Origin of the sequence: Streptomyces sp. E2N166, from assembly GCF_003671715.1 — a bacterium.
Lineage (GTDB): Bacteria > Actinomycetota > Actinomycetes > Streptomycetales > Streptomycetaceae > Streptomyces > Streptomyces thinghirensis.
Map to the genome: position 1 here is coordinate 773,692 of NZ_RAIF01000006.1, position 14,684 is coordinate 788,375.

Consider the following 14,684-nt stretch of genomic DNA (forward strand, 5'->3'; position numbering starts at 1 on the left):
CTCCCCCAGCGCCGCCCGCAGCCGGTCCGGCGCCTGTGCGGCCGGCAGCCGGTCGGCCAGGGCGACGGCCGTCTCGAAGCGCCACGCGTCCACGGCCTCCGGTGCCGCGCGCAGGGCGTATCCGGGCCCCTCGGTGACCAGCAGCCGGGCCGGGGCCCGTGGCGGGCGGTCGGGTTCCAGGGCGCGGCGCAGGTCCCCGACGAAGGTGCGCACCGCGCCCACGGCCCGCGGCGGTGGTTCGTCCCACAGGTCCTCCACCAGGCGGGCGAGCGGAACGACCCGCCGCCGGGCCAGGAGGAGGCGGGCCAGCACGGCGCGGTGCCGGGGGCCCTTGAGGGCGAGCGCGGCGCCCGCGCGCTCGGCCGTGACCGGTCCGAGCACACCGAACGTGACCGCTTCCATGTTCCGTACGCTCCGATCCGCCACCGCTCGTGCGATCACCACGGTACGCGTGCTGATCGGTTGCTGATCGAGGCCCGGCAGGCTCGAAGACGTCATCAGTGAGACGCGAACAGACCCGATGCGAACAGACCCGATGCGCGCGGACCCGATGCGCGCGGACCCGATGCGCGCGGACCCGATGTGCGTCTGATGTGACCAGACCCCGATCTGACCTGAAAGGTACAGACCAGCCATGGAACCGACCATCCCGGGCTTCACCCACCACCGCGTGACGGTCGCCGACGGCGTCGCCCTGCACGCGGCCGTCGGCGGCTCAGGCAGCCCGATCGTGCTGCTGCACGGCTTCCCGCAGACCCATCTGATGTGGCGGCACGTCGCCGCCGACCTCGCGGCCGACCACACCGTCATCTGCCCCGACCTGCGCGGCTACGGCGACAGCGACAAGCCGGCCGACCCGGACGGCACCGCCTACGCCAAGCGGGCCATGGCCGCCGACGTCGTCGCCCTCGCCCGGGCGCTCGGGCACGAGCGGTTCGCGCTCGCCGGACACGACCGGGGCGCCCTCGTCGCGGTGCGGGCGGGGCTCGACCATCCGGACGCGGTGACGCACCTGGCCGCGCTGGACGTGCTGCCGACCCTCGACATGTGGGACGTCCTGCACGGCACCACCGCCGCGGTGGGCTTCCACCTGTACCTGATGGCGCAGCCGCCGGGACTGCCGGAGCAGTTGATCGGTGCCGCGCCGGACGCGTTCTTCGGTCACTTCCTCGACATCTGGACGCGGGACCCGGACGCGCTGCCCGCCGGCGTACGCGCCGCCTATCTGAAGGCGTGCCGGGAGGCGGTGCCGTCCATCGTGGCCGACTACCGGGCCTCGGCCGGCATCGACGTGGCCCATGACCGGGCCGACCGCGACAGCGGCAACCGGCTGCGGATGCCCGTGACCGTCCTCCAGCAGGACTGGGGCGCCGCCCTCGGGTACGACGCCGCCGCGTTGTGGCGGGCGTGGGCCCCGGACCTGCGGCACGACACCGTCGACTGCGGCCACTTCATGGCGGAGGAGGCCCCGGGCGAGGTCGCCGGGGCCTTGCGGAAACTGCTGACGCGGTAGGCCCCGGGCGGCGGGTCCGGGCGTCGGCGGACCGGCGTACAACGGTCTGTTGTGCGTGACCTCCGAACGGTTGTTTGATCCCCGCGGCCGCCACTCGCTTTGATGTCGGGCGTGACGGAGTCGGGTGTCGTGGGCAGCGGGTCGCTGGGGCGACGGTTCGGGTGGTTGTGGGCCGCGTACTCCGTCAGCACGTTCGGCACGCGGCTCGCGTTCGACGCCTTTCCGCTGATCGCGGTCGTCGTGCTGGACGCCGGAACGGCGCAGGTGGCGGCGCTCGCGGCGGCCGGTCTCGCGGTGGGAGCGCTGGCGGCGGTGCCGCTGGGGCCGTGGGTGGAGTTCCGGCGCAAGCGGCCGGTCATGGTCGCGATGGACCTGGTCCGGTGCGTGGTGCTGCTGAGCGTGCCGCTCGCGTTCGCGTTCGGCCGGCTCGGCTTCGCCCAGTTGCTGGTCGTGTCGGTCGTCGTCGCCGCGGCCGACATCACGTTCAGGGCCGCCGCCGGTTCCTGTCTCAAGGCTCTGGTGCGGCCGCGGGACCTGCTGACCGCGAACGGCCGGTTCGAGGCGACGACCTGGACCGCGACGATGCTCGGGCCCCCGGTCGGCGGAGCCGCGGTCGGGCTCTTCGGACCGGTGGTGACGGTGGCGGTCGACGCGGCCAGCTATCTGCTGTCGGCGCTGGGGATCCGGGCGATCGGCGGCGGGGAGCCACGCCCGCGGCGCGCCGACGTGCCCCGGCTGCGGGCGGGTGACCTGCTGGACGGCTGGCGGTACGTCCTCGCCTCGCCGGGTCTGCGTCCGCTGTTCCTCAACACGGTCCTGGTCAACGGCCTGATCATGGCGACCGCACCCCTGCTCGCCGTCCTCATGCTGGGCGATCTGGGCTTCGCGCCCTGGCAGTACGGTCTCGCCTTCGCGGTGCCCTGCGCCGGCGGCCTGGTCGGCTCCCGGCTGGCCCGGACACTCGTGGCGCGCTTCGGGGAGCACCGGGTACTGGTCATCAGCGGGGTGCTGCGCGTGTGCTGGCCCGTCGGGCTGGCCTTCGTCGGCCCCGGCACCTCGGGGCTGGCCCTCGTGATGGTCGTCGAGTTCGGGCTGATCACGTCCATCGGCGTGTTCAATCCGGTGTACGCCACCCGCCGGCTGGAGCTGACCCCGACGGACCGAGTCGCTCGTACGCTGTCCGCCTGGACGGTCAGCGGGAAGCTGGCGACCGCGGGACTGACCGCGGTGTGGGGCCTGTTGGCGAGCCTGACCGGAACGCGTGCGGCCGTCGCGCTCGCGGGCCTACTGCTCCTCGCGACGCCGCTGCTGCTGCCGCGGCAGGACCACGTGTCCGGTCAGGCCCTGGTGGGGGATACCGGTGACCGGTGACCGGCGGCCCTGCCGGTCGTCGCGGTGACGACGGGGACCTCAACTCCCGCGCGGCTCCTGTTGCGTCCTGTCGCTCGTCACTGCGGCGGCAGGCCCCGGCCGAGGACGGGGAACTCCCGGCGGGCCTCGGCGAACAGGGCCGGGTAGTCGGTGCCGTGGGTGACCGCGGCGGCGAAGAGGGCGCCGAGCGCGGCGCGCAGCGGGTCCGGTTGGGCCGCGGCACGCAGCGCGGGCATGGCCATGGCCTGTCGCAGCGGGTTGCCACGGCAACCGTCGGACGCGTGCGACGCGCCGGGAGTGGTGCGGTCGTCGGTGAAGAAGCGCTCCCAGGCCCGCCGGGGGTCGTCGAACGGGGCGGGCAGGGGCTCCCCCCGGTCCAGCGCCGTCAGTGCGGGCGTGATCCAGTCGACGTCGTCCAGCCCCGCCGCGGTGAAGGCCCGGTGGGCCGCCCACCGCGCGAGGCTCCGCTGCGTCGCCGGACACGCCGCGTCGACGGCGTCGAGCAGGTCCCGGTCCAGTGGGACGAGTCCGCGTGCGTCGCCGCCGACCTCCCGTACTCGCCGGCTGGGCAGCCGACCGCCCCAGGACAGGGTCTCCGCGCACTCCCGTGCGGTCCCGTCCCCGGAAGGGGGCGGCGGCAGGCTGCGCGCGTACCGGTGCCGGCCCTCGGCGCTGCGTGAGGTCTGCCGGACGACCCGGTCCGCGGCGGGCGGGGCGGGCCAGAACTGCAGCAGATAGTGGCCGACCGGCCCGGCGACCTCGGCCGCGGTGAACTCGGTCTCCTCGCTCCGGTCCATTCCGCGCCCGCAGTAGCGCACCCGGTGGTCGGCGGGCGGCAGGTCCACCTCGCACAACGCCCCGCGGTCGCAGGGCAGAACGGCCGTCGAGAAGGAGACGGGCCGGAAGGACGCCTCCACCACGTCCTCCCAGCCGTCGTCGAGCGGCGGGGCGGCCCCGTGCACCTCGACGGTCAGCCCCACCCTGCCCGTACGCAGGCCGGTGCCCAGGAGGAGGCAGCCGGGGACGGCCGCACCGCACAGACCGTTGACCTGTCCGGCGCAGGCCTCCGACGGTCCGGGACCGTGCGGGTCCCGGCGGCTGTCCACACGGAACCGCCCGTGGACGACCGCCAGTTCACCGCTGTACACCCTCCGCATGACCGCCCCCTGATCGCGTCCGACTCCCTGTGAGGCCACCAGTATGCGGAGGGGGTCTGACAACAGGCCGGGCGACGAGAAGGCCAACGGGGGTGCGGACGCCGGTCAGCGCGCCCCGGGGACGTCCTCCGTGACGCCGTTCAGCGGCGAAGACGGGTCGCTGCCGTAAGGGCGGGTGAAGGCTTCCACCGCGTGCCCGGAAGGGTCGATGAAGTACACGCCCCGCCCGCCGTCGTTGCGGTTGATCCGGCGCGGGTGCCGGCCGTGCGGGTCGGCCTGGATGGGCACCCCGCCCTCCACGAGCCGCGCGAGGACCGCGTCGAACTCGCCCTCGGACACGAGGAACGCGTAGTGCTGCACGGTGATTTCGGTGTCGACGGTGGCGAAATCGAGGGTGACGCCGTTCGCGGTCGTCACGGGCAGGAACATTCCGGCCGGCTCGCCGACCTCGAGCCCCAGGATTCCGGCGAGGAAGTGAGCGGACTTCTCCCGGTCCCGGGAGAGAACGATGGTGTGGTTGAACTCGACTGACACGGGTCAATGCCTCCACGGGCATCTCCGCGGCGCCTCCATGCCTCACCCGGACGGTGACCGACACGCGATGCCGCGCCGAGGATCCTAGACAAGGCGCGGCGAGGTGTCGACACCCGGCGAAACCCACCAGTGGTTTCTGGTCGTTTCTCAGGGGGACGCCTGGTCGCTGTCCTTCATCGCCCCCCAGCCGTGCCAGCGCTCCACCTCGATCCAGGCACTGACCCGGGGACGGACCCGGTCCGGGTACGGGTTGCCCGTGTAGTGCCGGGAGAGGCGGTCGATGCCGGTCAGGTCCTCGTCGTCGCGGGTCTCGGTGACGCGGCCGATGAGGGTGACGTGGGTGTACCAGTCGTCGCCCGCGAGGACGGTGAGGGTCACGCGCGGATCGCGGCGCAGGTGCCGCAGGCGCACCCGGCCCCCGTCGAGGTTGATCAGGACCCGGCCGTCGTCCTCCCACAGGTACCAGGTGGGCGTGGAGACGGGAGCGCCGTCCGAGCGGAGGGTGGCCATGACGCACGGGTTGGGACGGCGCAGCAGGTCGACGGCCTCGGAGGGCAGCGGCGGCTTGGACATGCGGACTCCTCTGTTCTCGGTGTGTGCCGAGACCGTGTCGGCGGTGTCAACGGTGTCGGCGTTCAGGTTGCTCGTACACCCGGTACCCCGGGTGCGCTCAGTCGGACGGCTTCTCTTCGAAACTGGCGAAGTACGCCGCCGCCATGTCCTCGTCGCCGTGCCCCTGCGCGGCGGCGCGCGCCAGGCGTTCCGCGCCGGCGGCGGCCACGTCCAGGCGGACGCCGTTCGCCTCACCGGCCTCGACGATCAGCCGGGCGTCCTTCGCGGCGGTGGTGACCGCGAACTGGGCCGGCGTCAGCGCGCCGTCGCGGATCATGCCGGTCTTGGCGCGCAGGTAGCCCATGTCGAGCGGGCCGCCGGCGATGGCGTCGAAGAAGCCGTCCGGGTCCACGCCCAGTGCCTTGGCGAGAGCCAGGACCTCGCCCGCCGCGTTGGTGGCGGCGAGGACCCAGCTGTTGGCCACCAGTTTCAGCCGGGTGGCGCTGCCGGCGGCGCCGTCCTCGCCGGTCCACACCGTGCGGGAGCCGACGGCCTCCAGGACGGGTGCCACCGCGTCCCGAGCGTCGGCAGGCCCGGCGGCCAGCACCAGCAGTTGTCCGGCCTCGGCGGGCTGGCGGGTGCCGAGGACGGGCGCGTCGAAGAAGACGAGGTCGTGTTCCCGGGCGAACGCCGCCAGGTCGGCGACCGCGTCGACGCCGGCGGTGGTCGACTGGACCCACGCGGTGCCGGGACGCAGCCCGGGTGCGGCCTGCCGCATGACGTCGAGGGCTGCCGGGCCGTCGTACAGCATGGTGAGGACGACATCGGCGCCCCGCACCGCCTCCTCGGGGCTGCCCGCGACGTGCGCGCCGTCGGCGGCCAGGGGTTCGGCCTTGCCCCGGCTGCGGTTCCAGGCCCGGACGGTGTGCCCGGCCCGGGCGAGGTTGCGGGCCATCGCGGCACCCATGATGCCGGTGCCCAGGACGCTCACGGTGAGCTGGTCGGTCATGAGGTCGGCTTCCTGTGCTCGTTCGGTTCGGTGGCCGGGGTCCCGGGCGCGGAACCCCGGTGATCAGCCTGCCACCCGGTGGCGGGCGGCGCCGGTCGGTCCGGCGGGCCGGGACCGGTGGCCGTCCCCGCGTCGGCGCCTGCGTGGCGCCGGCCGGCATGTGGAGGGCCGCGCGTGCGCGTCCCGTACGGTACGGCCGTGAGCGCCTTCACCGACGACGGCGATGACGCCGACGACACCGTCCCCGGCCGCTACGGCCCCACCGCCACCACCGAGGCCGATCCCCGTGACGTGGGCCGGGTGCGTACCGAGTACTCCCCCGCGCACGACGGGGACCCGGATCCCGGCGAGATCGTCTGGACGTGGGTGCCCTATGAGGAGAACGACGGGCGGGGCAAGGACCGGCCCGTGCTCGTCGTCGCCCGCGAGGCCGCCGGCACCCTGCTGTCCGTGCGGTTGTCCAGCAAACGCCACGACGGGGACCGGGACTGGGTACCGATCGGGAGCGGTCCCTGGGACCGTTCCGGGCGCGCGTCCTGGGTCGACGTGGACCGGGTGCTGCGGTTGCACGACGCCGGTATGCGCCGCGAGGCGTGTGCCCTGGACCGGATGCGGTTCGACCTCGTACGGCAGCGGCTGCGGGAGCGCTACGGCTGGAGCTGACCGGGGCCGCCCGCCCCCTCCGGGAAGGCACGCGCGAACGCCTCCCGGACCGTGCCGCCCGGCGTGCGGTCCAGGATGCCGAACGCCACCCGCTCGAAGGCCGCCGCGAATCGTCCGCCGGGTCCGAGCAGCCCCCGGAACGCGCCCGCGACCTGGACGGGGTCGTTGCGGAAGACCCCGCAGCCCCAGGCGCCGAGTACCAGCCGCCGACAGCCGTGGGCCGCGGCCGTCTCCAGCACCCGCTCGGCGCGTGCGGCCAGGGCGCCGGGCAACTCGGCGGCCCGCTCCGGGGCCGTGCGCAGTACCACGCCCGCGTTCGGCGCGGCGGACGTGAGGAAGCCGGCGGTGTACGGCTCGTCCAGCAGACGGCCGCGGTCGTCGCGGAAGACGGGCACGGCCGGCGAGTGGATGACGCGGTCCGTGTAGAACGGGTCGCGGTGGGCGCGGTGGTGATCGTAGAACTCGCGCGCCCGCAGCAGGCAGGTGTACAGCGCGGAGGCCCGGCACAGGGCCTCTTCCTGCGCCTGGGCGCCGTTCAGGTAGCCGCCGCCCGGATTGCGGGCCGAGGCGAAGTTGAGGACGGCGACCTCGCCGCCGAGGCGGCGTGCGGCCTCCAGGCTGCTCTCGCCGGTGACCTCGAAGACCGTCCGCACCGCGGCGAAGGGCGCGGGCTCGACCGGCCCCGGCCCGTACATCCGCGTACCGTCGCGTGCCGTCTCGACCGCCGCCGCGATCGGCACCGCGCTCCCGTCGGGCGCACGGTAGGACCCCGCCGTCACGATCTGTTCCGTCTGCTGTGCGATGCCCCGCAAACGCGCGCTCACGGCGCCACCCCCGTGGACGCCGTGACCGCGTGCCGCGCGGCCTCCCCCGTCGTGCTCATGCGGGAATCCTGGGTGATGCTGGTGGTGCGGTGCAACGGAGTTTCCCGACCGGCGAACGACGGGGAAAGCCCCCGGAAACGGACGGGTCGCGGAGATTACCGAGTTGGAACGTCCCGTTATGCACCCTTGTGCGGAGCGACACGAGGGTCTTGGGTGGGACGAGTGTGCCGACCCGGCCCACCGCGAGAGGGTCGGCGGCATGGATGGAATCTCAGGAGGATCCCGACATGTCCGATGCGGTAAGTGGCTGCACCCGGCCACGCACCACTGCCACCGAAGCCGAGGTCGAGGCGCTGGTCCACGGCATCTGCTTCAAGACCGGTCCACCGAGGCGTCTCGGTGTCGAAGTGGAATGGCTCGTCCACGAGCTGCGCGCGCCGCGGCTACCCGTGTCACCCGAACGGCTCGAAGCGGTCTACTCCGCACTGCGGACCGTGCCCCTGAGATCGGCGCTGACCGTCGAACCCGGCGGCCAGCTGGAGCTGAGCTCGCTCCCCGCCGCATCCCTCATGGAGTGCATCGGTACCGTCTCCGCCGACCTCGCCGCCGTCCGCGCGCTGCTGCGCGAGGACGGTCTCGCCCTCGTCGGCCTCGGTCACGACCCCTGGCACGCGCCCCGCCGCTTCCTGCGGCAGCCGCGTTACGACGCCATGGAGGCCTGTCTCGACCGCTCCGGTCCCGCCGGCCGCTACATGATGTGCGCCTCGGCCTCCGTGCAGGTGTGCGTGGACGCCGGGCACGAGGAGCCCGGCCCTCTCGGCCACGTACGCCGCTGGTGGCTGGCCCATCAGCTGGGCGCGGTCCTGCTGGCCGCGTTCGCCAACTCCCCGCTGGCCGGGGACCGGCCCACCGGATGGCGGTCCACCCGGCAGCTGCGCTGGGCGCAGATCGGCACCGGCCGGGCGGGCGGTCCCCAGCTGGACGCCGACCCGCGCCGCGCCTGGACCCGGCACGTCCTGGACGCGCCGGTGATGTGCGTCCGCCGCGACGGCGGGCCCTGGGAGGTACCCGAGGGCATGACCTTCCGGGAGTGGACCAGGACCGGGGCGCCGAGACCGCCGACCCGGGAGGACCTCGACTACCACCTCACGACGCTGTTCCCGCCGGTCAGGCCGCGCGGCCACCTGGAGCTGCGCATGATCGACGCGCAGCCCGGAGACGACGGCTGGATGGTGCCGCTCGCGGTGACGGCGGCGCTGTTCGACGATCCGGAGGCCGCCGAGACCGCCTATCGGGCCGTGAAGCCCCTGGCCGAGCGCACGCTCGGGCTGCCCGCCCCGCACAACCCGCTGTACGAGGACGCGGCCCGCGACGCCCTCACCGATCCGGAGCTGCGTGAGGCGGCCGTCACGTGCTTCACCGCGGCGCTCGCCGCCCTGCCCCGGCTCGGTGCCACGTCCGAGGTGACGGATGCCGTCGCCGGGTACCTGGAGCGCTACGTCCGACGGGGCCGCTGCCCCGCCGACGACCTGCTGGACATGCCGGACGGCGCGAGCCGTGGCCCGCACGGGAGGGAGACCCGCCCATGACCGACCCCGCCATGGACCACGCCACCGCCGGCACCGCCGGCACCGGCGAGTCGGCCGTGGACGCCGAGACCCTGCGCGAGCGGGCCCTGGCCACACTCGTCACGGCCCGGGACCGCACCACACTGCTGACCAGTTGCGTGGAGGGCCCCGACCTGACCGCCCAGGTGTCGCCGCTGATGTCCCCGCTGGTGTGGGACCTGGCGCACATCGGCAACCAGGAGGAGCAGTGGCTGCTGCGCGCCGTCGCCGGGCAGGAGGCGATACGGCCCGAGATCGACAGCCTCTACGACGCCTTCGAGCACCCGCGCGCCGAGCGGCCCAAGTTGCCGTTGCTGTCGCCCGCCGAGGCCCGCCGGTACGCGGCCGACGTGCGCGGCCGGGCGCTGGACGTGCTGGAGAGCACCGCGTTCCACGGGACCCGGCTGACGGAGGCGGGCTTCGCCTTCGGGATGATCGCCCAGCACGAGCAGCAGCACGACGAGACCATGCTGATCACGCACCAGCTCCGCAGGGGCCCGCAGGCCCTCACCGCCCCGGACCCGGACCCCGTGCCGCTGTTCACCGGCCCGGCCGAGGTCCTGGTGCCCGGCGGCCCGTTCGTGATGGGCACGTCGACCGAGCCGTGGGCCCTGGACAACGAACGCCCCGCGCACCGGCGCGAGGTGGCGCCGTTCCACCTCGACACCACGCCGGTGACGAACGGCGCCTACCGGGCGTTCATCGACGACGGCGGCTACGACGACCCGCGCTGGTGGACTCCGGAGGGCTGGGACCACATCCGCCGGCACTCCGTCACCGCCCCGCTGTACTGGCGCCGCGACGGCGGGCAGTGGCTGCGGCGCCGCTTCGGGGTCACCGAAGTGGTGCCGCCCGACGAGCCGGTGGTGCACGTGTGCTGGTACGAGGCGGACGCGTACGCCCGCTGGGCCGGGCGGCGGCTGCCGACGGAGGCCGAGTGGGAGAAGGCGGCCAGGTACGACCCGGCCGGCGACCGCTCGGCCCGCTACCCGTGGGGCGATGCCGACCCGGGCCCGGAACACGCCAACCTCGGCCAGCGCCATCTGCGCCCGGCACCCGCCGGCAGCTACCCGGCCGGTGAGTCGCCGCTCGGGATACGTCAGTTGATAGGTGACGTCTGGGAGTGGACGTCGAGCGACTTCGCCCCGTACCCGGGTTTCCGGGCGTTCCCGTACAAGGAGTACTCGGAGGTGTTCTTCGGGTCCGACCACAAGGTGCTGCGCGGCGGTTCGTTCGCCGTGGACGCGGTGGCCTGCCGGGGCACGTTCCGCAACTGGGACTATCCGATCCGGCGGCAGATCTTCTCCGGGTTTCGCACCGCACGGTCGGCGGAGGTCTCCTGATGTGCCGTCACCTCGCCTACGTGGGACCCGGGGAGCCCCTCGGGACGCTTCTCGTGACCCCGCCGCACGGCCTGTACCGACAGTCCTGGGCACCCCGGCACCAGCGCTACGGCACGGTCAACGCCGACGGGTTCGGCGTCGGCTGGTACGCCGAGGGTGACCCGGTGCCGGCCCGGTACCGCCGCGCCGGGCCGATCTGGGCCGACCAGTCCTTCGCCGATCTGGCCCGGGTGGTGCGGACCGGCGCGCTGCTCGCCGCCGTGCGGGACGCGACGCTGTCGGGTGCGGACGCGGAGGCCGCGGCGGCGCCGTTCGCCTCGGGGACCTGGCTGTTCAGCCACAACGGTGCGGTGGCGGGCTGGCCCGGTTCACTGGCGCGGGTGGCCGGCACTCTGCCGCCCGAGGAGTTGCTGTCGCTGGAGGCCCGCAACGACTCGGCGCTCGTGTGGGCGCTGGTCCTGGCCCGGCTGCGCGCCGGGGACGACGAGGGCCGGGCGCTCACCGAGACGGTCCTGGAGGTCGCGGCGGCCGCCCCCGCGTCCCGGCTCAACCTGCTGCTCACGGGCGGCGACACCATCACGGCCACCACCTGGGGCGACACCCTGTGGTACCTGACCCGTCCCGGCGGCGGCACGGCGGTCGCCTCGGAGCCGTACGACGACGACCCGCGCTGGCAGGAGGTCCCCGACCGCACCCTGCTCACGGCGAGCCGCGCGGACGTGCGGCTCACTCCGCTCAAGGACCCGGGCGACCACGCCCTCGCAGACGCTTTCGTCTCCCCGAAGGAGCCCCGCACGTGAGCCCGTTCCGTCTCACCCGCACACTGCCCGAGGACGCCACCGGAGCCGCCCTGCGCGCCGACGTCCTGGCGGGCCTGACGAGCACGCCCAAGTGGCTGCCGCCCAAGTGGTTCTACGACGCTCGGGGCAGCGAGCTGTTCGAGGAGATCACCGCGCTCCCCGAGTACTACCCGACCCGGGCCGAGCGGGAGATCCTCGTCGACCGGGCCGGCGAGATCGCCGCGGCGACCGGCGCCCGCACCCTGGTGGAGCTGGGTTCCGGTTCCTCGGAGAAGACGCGGATCCTGCTCGACGCGCTGACGGGTCTGCGCGGCTATGTGCCGGTGGACGTCAGCGAGAGCGCCCTCACCCAGGCAGGTCAGGCGCTCGTCTCGGAGCGGCCGGAGCTCCGGGTGCACGCGCTGATCGCCGACTTCACCGGCGGGCTGACGCTGCCCGAGACGCCGGGCCCCCGGCTGGTGGCGTTCCTCGGCGGCACGCTCGGCAACCTGCTGCCCGGCGAGCGCGCCGCGTTCCTGGCCGCCGTCCGCGCACTGCTCTCCCCGGGCGACGCCCTGCTGCTGGGCACGGACCTGGTCAAGGACGAGGGGGTGCTGGTCCGGGCGTACGACGACGCGGCCGGGGTGACGGCCGCGTTCAACAAGAACGTGCTGTCCGTGATCAACCGGGAGCTGGAGGCCGACTTCGCGCCCGCCGCCTTCGAGCATGTGGCGCTGTGGAACGCCGAACGGGAGTGGATCGAGATGCGGCTTCGCTCGCGCACCGCGCAGACGGTCAAGGTCCAGGCGCTCGACCTGGCCGTGGACTTCGCGGACGGGGAGGAGCTGCGGACCGAGGTGTCCGCGAAGTTCCGGCAGGAGGGCGTACGGACCGAACTTGGCGCGGCGGGGCTGGAGCTGGCCCACTGGTGGACTGACGGCGAGGACCGTTTCGCGCTGTCGCTGAGCGTGGCGCGATGAACGTCGTGCGGTGAGAGCAGCGTGCGGTGAGTCAGGTGCGCTGACGCGGCGGCGCGTCAGCGCGCGTCGAGGTCCAGCAGTTCGGTGATGCGGTCGGAGGCCTTGCGGGCCTCCGACCGCGCGTCCTTACCGGTGAGCACCTTCGTCATGTATTCCTTGATCGGGTTGTCCGCCTCGACCGCGCCCCACCGAGGCGTACCGGGGGTCGCCCGGCCCTGCGCGGCGCCGGCCGCCATGGCGGCGACCCCCTCCTCGTCCGCGACGGCCTTGGCGAGCGACTTCTTGTTCGGGACGTAGTTCATGGTGCGGGCCAGGTCGGTGTTCCACTTGGTGCCCACGAGCGCCTCGACCACCGCGAGGGCACCCTCCCGTTCGTCGGTGTTCTTCGGGACGACGAGGTCGGAGCCGCCGGTGAAGACGGCGCCGGGCTTGCCGGCCTCCTTGCCGGGCACGGAAAAGAAGCCCAGCTTGCCCTCGAGTTCGGGGTTCTCGCGCACGATGGACTGGGCGAGCCCCGGCACCGCGACGATCTGCGCCACCCGTCCCCTCGCGAACACTCCGGCCTGCGGCGGGTGCTCCTCGTCGGCGTCCAGCGGGCCCTCGCCCAGGGCCTGGAGCTCGCGGTAGAAGTCCATGCCGCGCAGGGCGGCCTCGGAGTCCAGGGCACCCGCCCAGGTGCCGCCCTCCTGCGTGGCCAGCTCACCGCCCTCGTCCCAGATGAAACCGGAGAGCGTGTACCAGTCCTGTCCGGCCAGATAGATGCCCTGGTCACCGCCCGAGTCGAGCTTCTCGGAGACGGTGAGCCACTCCTCGCGGGTGCGGGGCGGCTCGGTGACGCCGGCCTGCTCGAACAGGTCCTTGCGGTAGATGACCACGCGGTTGGCGGCGTACCAGGGGATGCCGAACTGCTGGGACAACCACTGCCCCGGCTCGGCGAGGCCCGGCAGCCAGTCACGGATGCCCCAGTCACGCATCGACTCCAGCGTGAGGTCCTGCAGCCGGCCGCCCTCCGCGTACTGCGGGACCTGGGTGTTGCCGACCTCGATGACGTCGGGCCCGTCCGTGCCGTCGGCCCTGAGCGCGGTCTGCACCTTGTCGCCGATCCCGGTCCAACTCTGGATTTCGATGTCGAGGTCGAGGTCCGGGTTCTCCCGCTCGAACTCCTCGGTGAACCGCCGCAGGAAGTCCTGCGAGGCGCTGTCCTTCATCAGCCACACGGTGACGGTGCGCCGCTCGCCCCCGCCGTCCTGCGAGATCAGGCCGCAGCCGCTGAGCAGGGAGGCGGACACACAGACAAGGGCGAGCAGGCGACGTCTCACGAGGGGTCCTTCTGTCTGACGGACAGGGGGCGGAGCGGACAGGGAGGTCCTGCGCACGCGAAGGGAGACCCGACGTGGGGGACGAGCCCGAGGCTCGAACGGGTGTCTGGGATTTTGGTATGGACCAATGCCGAGGTCAAGGGGTGACGAGCGGTTACCCTGCCGAACCCCCGACGCCTCGCGCTCCGCCGCGGCTTGGGGCACGGTGGAGTGACGCACGACACACGCCGCCCCGCGGAAGGGAGCACCCTCATGTCGAACCACACCTACCGGGTCACCGAGATCGTCGGCACCTCGCCCGACGGCGTCGACCAGGCCGTCCGCAACGGCATCACCCGCGCCTCGCAGACTCTGCGCAACCTGGACTGGTTCGAGGTGACCCAGGTGCGCGGCCAGATCGAGGAAGGGGAGGTCGCGCACTGGCAGGTCGGCCTCAAGCTCGGCTTCCGCCTGGAGGAGTCGGACTGACGCCCAGGGGCCGACACGGGCGGGGGACTCAGGGGCTCAGGGGCCCACCGTGACCGTCAGGTACGCCCCTCGCGCTCCTGCGCCTCGCGCAGCTCGGCCGACCGGGCCGCCCAGCGTGCCCGGACGACGGTGAATCCGGCCCGTTCGGCGTCGTCGCACACCAGCTCGTCGTCGTCCACGAGGACCCGGACCTCGTGGGTACGGGCGAGCCGCCGCAGGATCTCCAGCTTGGCGCGCCGGGCGGGCCGGCGATCGGCGTTGCCCCGCATGTGCACGGGCCCGTCGGGCAGGCCGTGGGCGGTCAGCCAGTCGAGTGTGTCGCGCCGGCAGCGCTCCGGCCGCCCGGTCAGATAGACGATCGTGCACTCCTGGGCGCTCTCCCGCACCAGTGCGATGCCCTCCGCGAGCGGCGGATCGTCCGGCGCGGCGGCGAAGAAGGCGTCCCAGTCGCGCGGCCGCCGCTCCAGGAACCGCTGCCGGTGCGCGGTGTCGGCGAGGGTGTTGTCCAGGTCGAAGACGGCCACCGAGGGCTTCCTGCTGTCGGTCACCTGCCCACCCTAAGCGC

General features: G+C 73.6%; 16 protein-coding genes. 8 read left to right on the forward strand and 8 right to left on the reverse strand.

The genetic code is table 11. The annotated features are described in order from the left end of the window. On the reverse strand, positions 1-402 hold a 402-nt coding region (locus EBH09_RS04015), incomplete at its 3' end, for a winged helix-turn-helix domain-containing protein (RefSeq protein ID WP_193776097.1). A 232-nt stretch (positions 403-634) separates the two neighbouring features. Between EBH09_RS04015 and EBH09_RS04020 the strand changes: the two genes are divergently transcribed. Together EBH09_RS04020 and EBH09_RS04025 are read left to right on the forward strand one after the other, a co-directional pair. Beyond that, positions 635-1,513, forward strand: a complete 879-nt coding sequence (locus tag EBH09_RS04020; protein WP_121745602.1) for an alpha/beta hydrolase — start codon at positions 635-637, stop codon at positions 1,511-1,513. Between the two features lie 102 nt (positions 1,514-1,615). Next, positions 1,616-2,884: an MFS transporter gene (locus tag EBH09_RS04025; RefSeq protein ID WP_121745603.1), complete on the forward strand. Its 1,269-nt coding sequence runs from the start codon at positions 1,616-1,618 to the stop codon at positions 2,882-2,884. A gap of 77 nt (positions 2,885-2,961) precedes the next feature. Here the strand turns inward: EBH09_RS04025 and EBH09_RS04030 are convergent, their stop codons facing one another. The 4 genes from EBH09_RS04030 to EBH09_RS04045 form a co-directional block, all read right to left on the reverse strand. Further along, complete coding sequence (locus EBH09_RS04030) at positions 2,962-4,041, reverse strand: hypothetical protein (RefSeq protein ID WP_121745604.1); 1,080 nt, start codon at positions 4,039-4,041, stop codon at positions 2,962-2,964. Between the two features lie 105 nt (positions 4,042-4,146). After that, entirely contained in the window at positions 4,147-4,575 is a 429-nt protein-coding gene (locus EBH09_RS04035; RefSeq protein ID WP_121745605.1) for a VOC family protein, read from the reverse strand. A gap of 147 nt (positions 4,576-4,722) precedes the next feature. Next, positions 4,723-5,148: a PPOX class F420-dependent oxidoreductase gene (locus EBH09_RS04040; RefSeq protein ID WP_121745606.1), complete on the reverse strand. Its 426-nt coding sequence runs from the start codon at positions 5,146-5,148 to the stop codon at positions 4,723-4,725. A 97-nt stretch (positions 5,149-5,245) separates the two neighbouring features. Then, positions 5,246-6,136, reverse strand: a complete 891-nt coding sequence (locus tag EBH09_RS04045; RefSeq protein ID WP_121745607.1) for an NAD(P)-dependent oxidoreductase — start codon at positions 6,134-6,136, stop codon at positions 5,246-5,248. Positions 6,137-6,334: 198 nt separating this feature from the next. Between EBH09_RS04045 and EBH09_RS04050 the strand changes: the two genes are divergently transcribed. Next, positions 6,335-6,799 (forward strand): type II toxin-antitoxin system PemK/MazF family toxin, encoded by a 465-nt coding sequence (locus tag EBH09_RS04050; RefSeq protein WP_121746230.1) that lies wholly within the window; start codon positions 6,335-6,337, stop codon positions 6,797-6,799. Here EBH09_RS04050 and EBH09_RS04055 read toward each other — a convergent pair. Then, a complete protein-coding gene (locus EBH09_RS04055; RefSeq protein ID WP_193776098.1) occupies positions 6,784-7,623 on the reverse strand; it encodes a TIGR02452 family protein in 840 nt (279 codons plus the stop codon). The genes EBH09_RS04050 and EBH09_RS04055 overlap by 16 nt on opposite strands. 287 nt (positions 7,624-7,910) lie before the next feature. On the opposite strand from EBH09_RS04055, the gene egtA reads away from it, so the two are divergent. From egtA to egtD, 4 genes are read left to right on the forward strand one after another with little or no spacing between them, the layout of a single operon-like run. Beyond that, on the forward strand, positions 7,911-9,212 hold the full coding sequence (gene egtA / locus EBH09_RS04060) for an ergothioneine biosynthesis glutamate--cysteine ligase EgtA (protein WP_121745609.1): 1,302 nt from the start codon (positions 7,911-7,913) through the stop codon (positions 9,210-9,212). Between the two features lie 11 nt (positions 9,213-9,223). After that, complete coding sequence (egtB, locus tag EBH09_RS04065; protein ID WP_121746231.1) at positions 9,224-10,573, forward strand: ergothioneine biosynthesis protein EgtB; 1,350 nt, start codon at positions 9,224-9,226, stop codon at positions 10,571-10,573. Then, positions 10,573-11,373: an ergothioneine biosynthesis protein EgtC gene (egtC, locus tag EBH09_RS04070; protein ID WP_121745610.1), complete on the forward strand. Its 801-nt coding sequence runs from the start codon at positions 10,573-10,575 to the stop codon at positions 11,371-11,373. The genes egtB and egtC overlap by 1 nt, the downstream gene beginning before the upstream one ends. Continuing rightward, positions 11,370-12,332, forward strand: coding sequence for an L-histidine N(alpha)-methyltransferase (gene egtD, locus EBH09_RS04075; protein ID WP_121745611.1), 963 nt, complete (start codon positions 11,370-11,372; stop codon positions 12,330-12,332). The genes egtC and egtD overlap by 4 nt, the downstream gene beginning before the upstream one ends. A gap of 56 nt (positions 12,333-12,388) precedes the next feature. Here egtD and EBH09_RS04080 read toward each other — a convergent pair whose 3' ends face one another. Continuing rightward, positions 12,389-13,651: an extracellular solute-binding protein gene (locus tag EBH09_RS04080; RefSeq protein WP_121745612.1), complete on the reverse strand. Its 1,263-nt coding sequence runs from the start codon at positions 13,649-13,651 to the stop codon at positions 12,389-12,391. Between the two features lie 252 nt (positions 13,652-13,903). Here EBH09_RS04080 and EBH09_RS04085 point away from each other — a divergent pair, with 252 nt between their 5' ends. After that, positions 13,904-14,119 (forward strand): dodecin, encoded by a 216-nt coding sequence (locus tag EBH09_RS04085; protein WP_121745613.1) that lies wholly within the window; start codon positions 13,904-13,906, stop codon positions 14,117-14,119. A gap of 56 nt (positions 14,120-14,175) precedes the next feature. On the opposite strand, the gene EBH09_RS04090 is transcribed toward EBH09_RS04085, so the two are convergent. After that, on the reverse strand, positions 14,176-14,667 hold the full coding sequence (locus EBH09_RS04090; protein WP_121745614.1) for a hypothetical protein: 492 nt from the start codon (positions 14,665-14,667) through the stop codon (positions 14,176-14,178). Positions 14,668-14,684: the final 17 nt, after the last annotated feature.

Bases quoted from the DNA above. Each gene is read 5' to 3' on its own strand.
- EBH09_RS04020 (WP_121745602.1), top strand. From the start codon at position 635: ATGGAACCGACCATCCCGGGCTTCACCCACCACCGCGTGACGGTCGCC.
- EBH09_RS04025 (WP_121745603.1), top strand. From the start codon at position 1,616: ATGTCGGGCGTGACGGAGTCGGGTGTCGTGGGCAGCGGGTCGCTGGGG.
- EBH09_RS04030 (WP_121745604.1), bottom strand. From the start codon at position 4,041: ATGCGGAGGGTGTACAGCGGTGAACTGGCGGTCGTCCACGGGCGGTTC.
- EBH09_RS04040 (WP_121745606.1), bottom strand. From the start codon at position 5,148: ATGTCCAAGCCGCCGCTGCCCTCCGAGGCCGTCGACCTGCTGCGCCGT.
- EBH09_RS04045 (WP_121745607.1), bottom strand. From the start codon at position 6,136: ATGACCGACCAGCTCACCGTGAGCGTCCTGGGCACCGGCATCATGGGT.
- egtA (WP_121745609.1), top strand. From the start codon at position 7,911: ATGTCCGATGCGGTAAGTGGCTGCACCCGGCCACGCACCACTGCCACC.
- egtB (WP_121746231.1), top strand. From the start codon at position 9,224: ATGGACCACGCCACCGCCGGCACCGCCGGCACCGGCGAGTCGGCCGTG.
- egtC (WP_121745610.1), top strand. From the start codon at position 10,573: ATGTGCCGTCACCTCGCCTACGTGGGACCCGGGGAGCCCCTCGGGACG.
- EBH09_RS04085 (WP_121745613.1), top strand. From the start codon at position 13,904: ATGTCGAACCACACCTACCGGGTCACCGAGATCGTCGGCACCTCGCCC.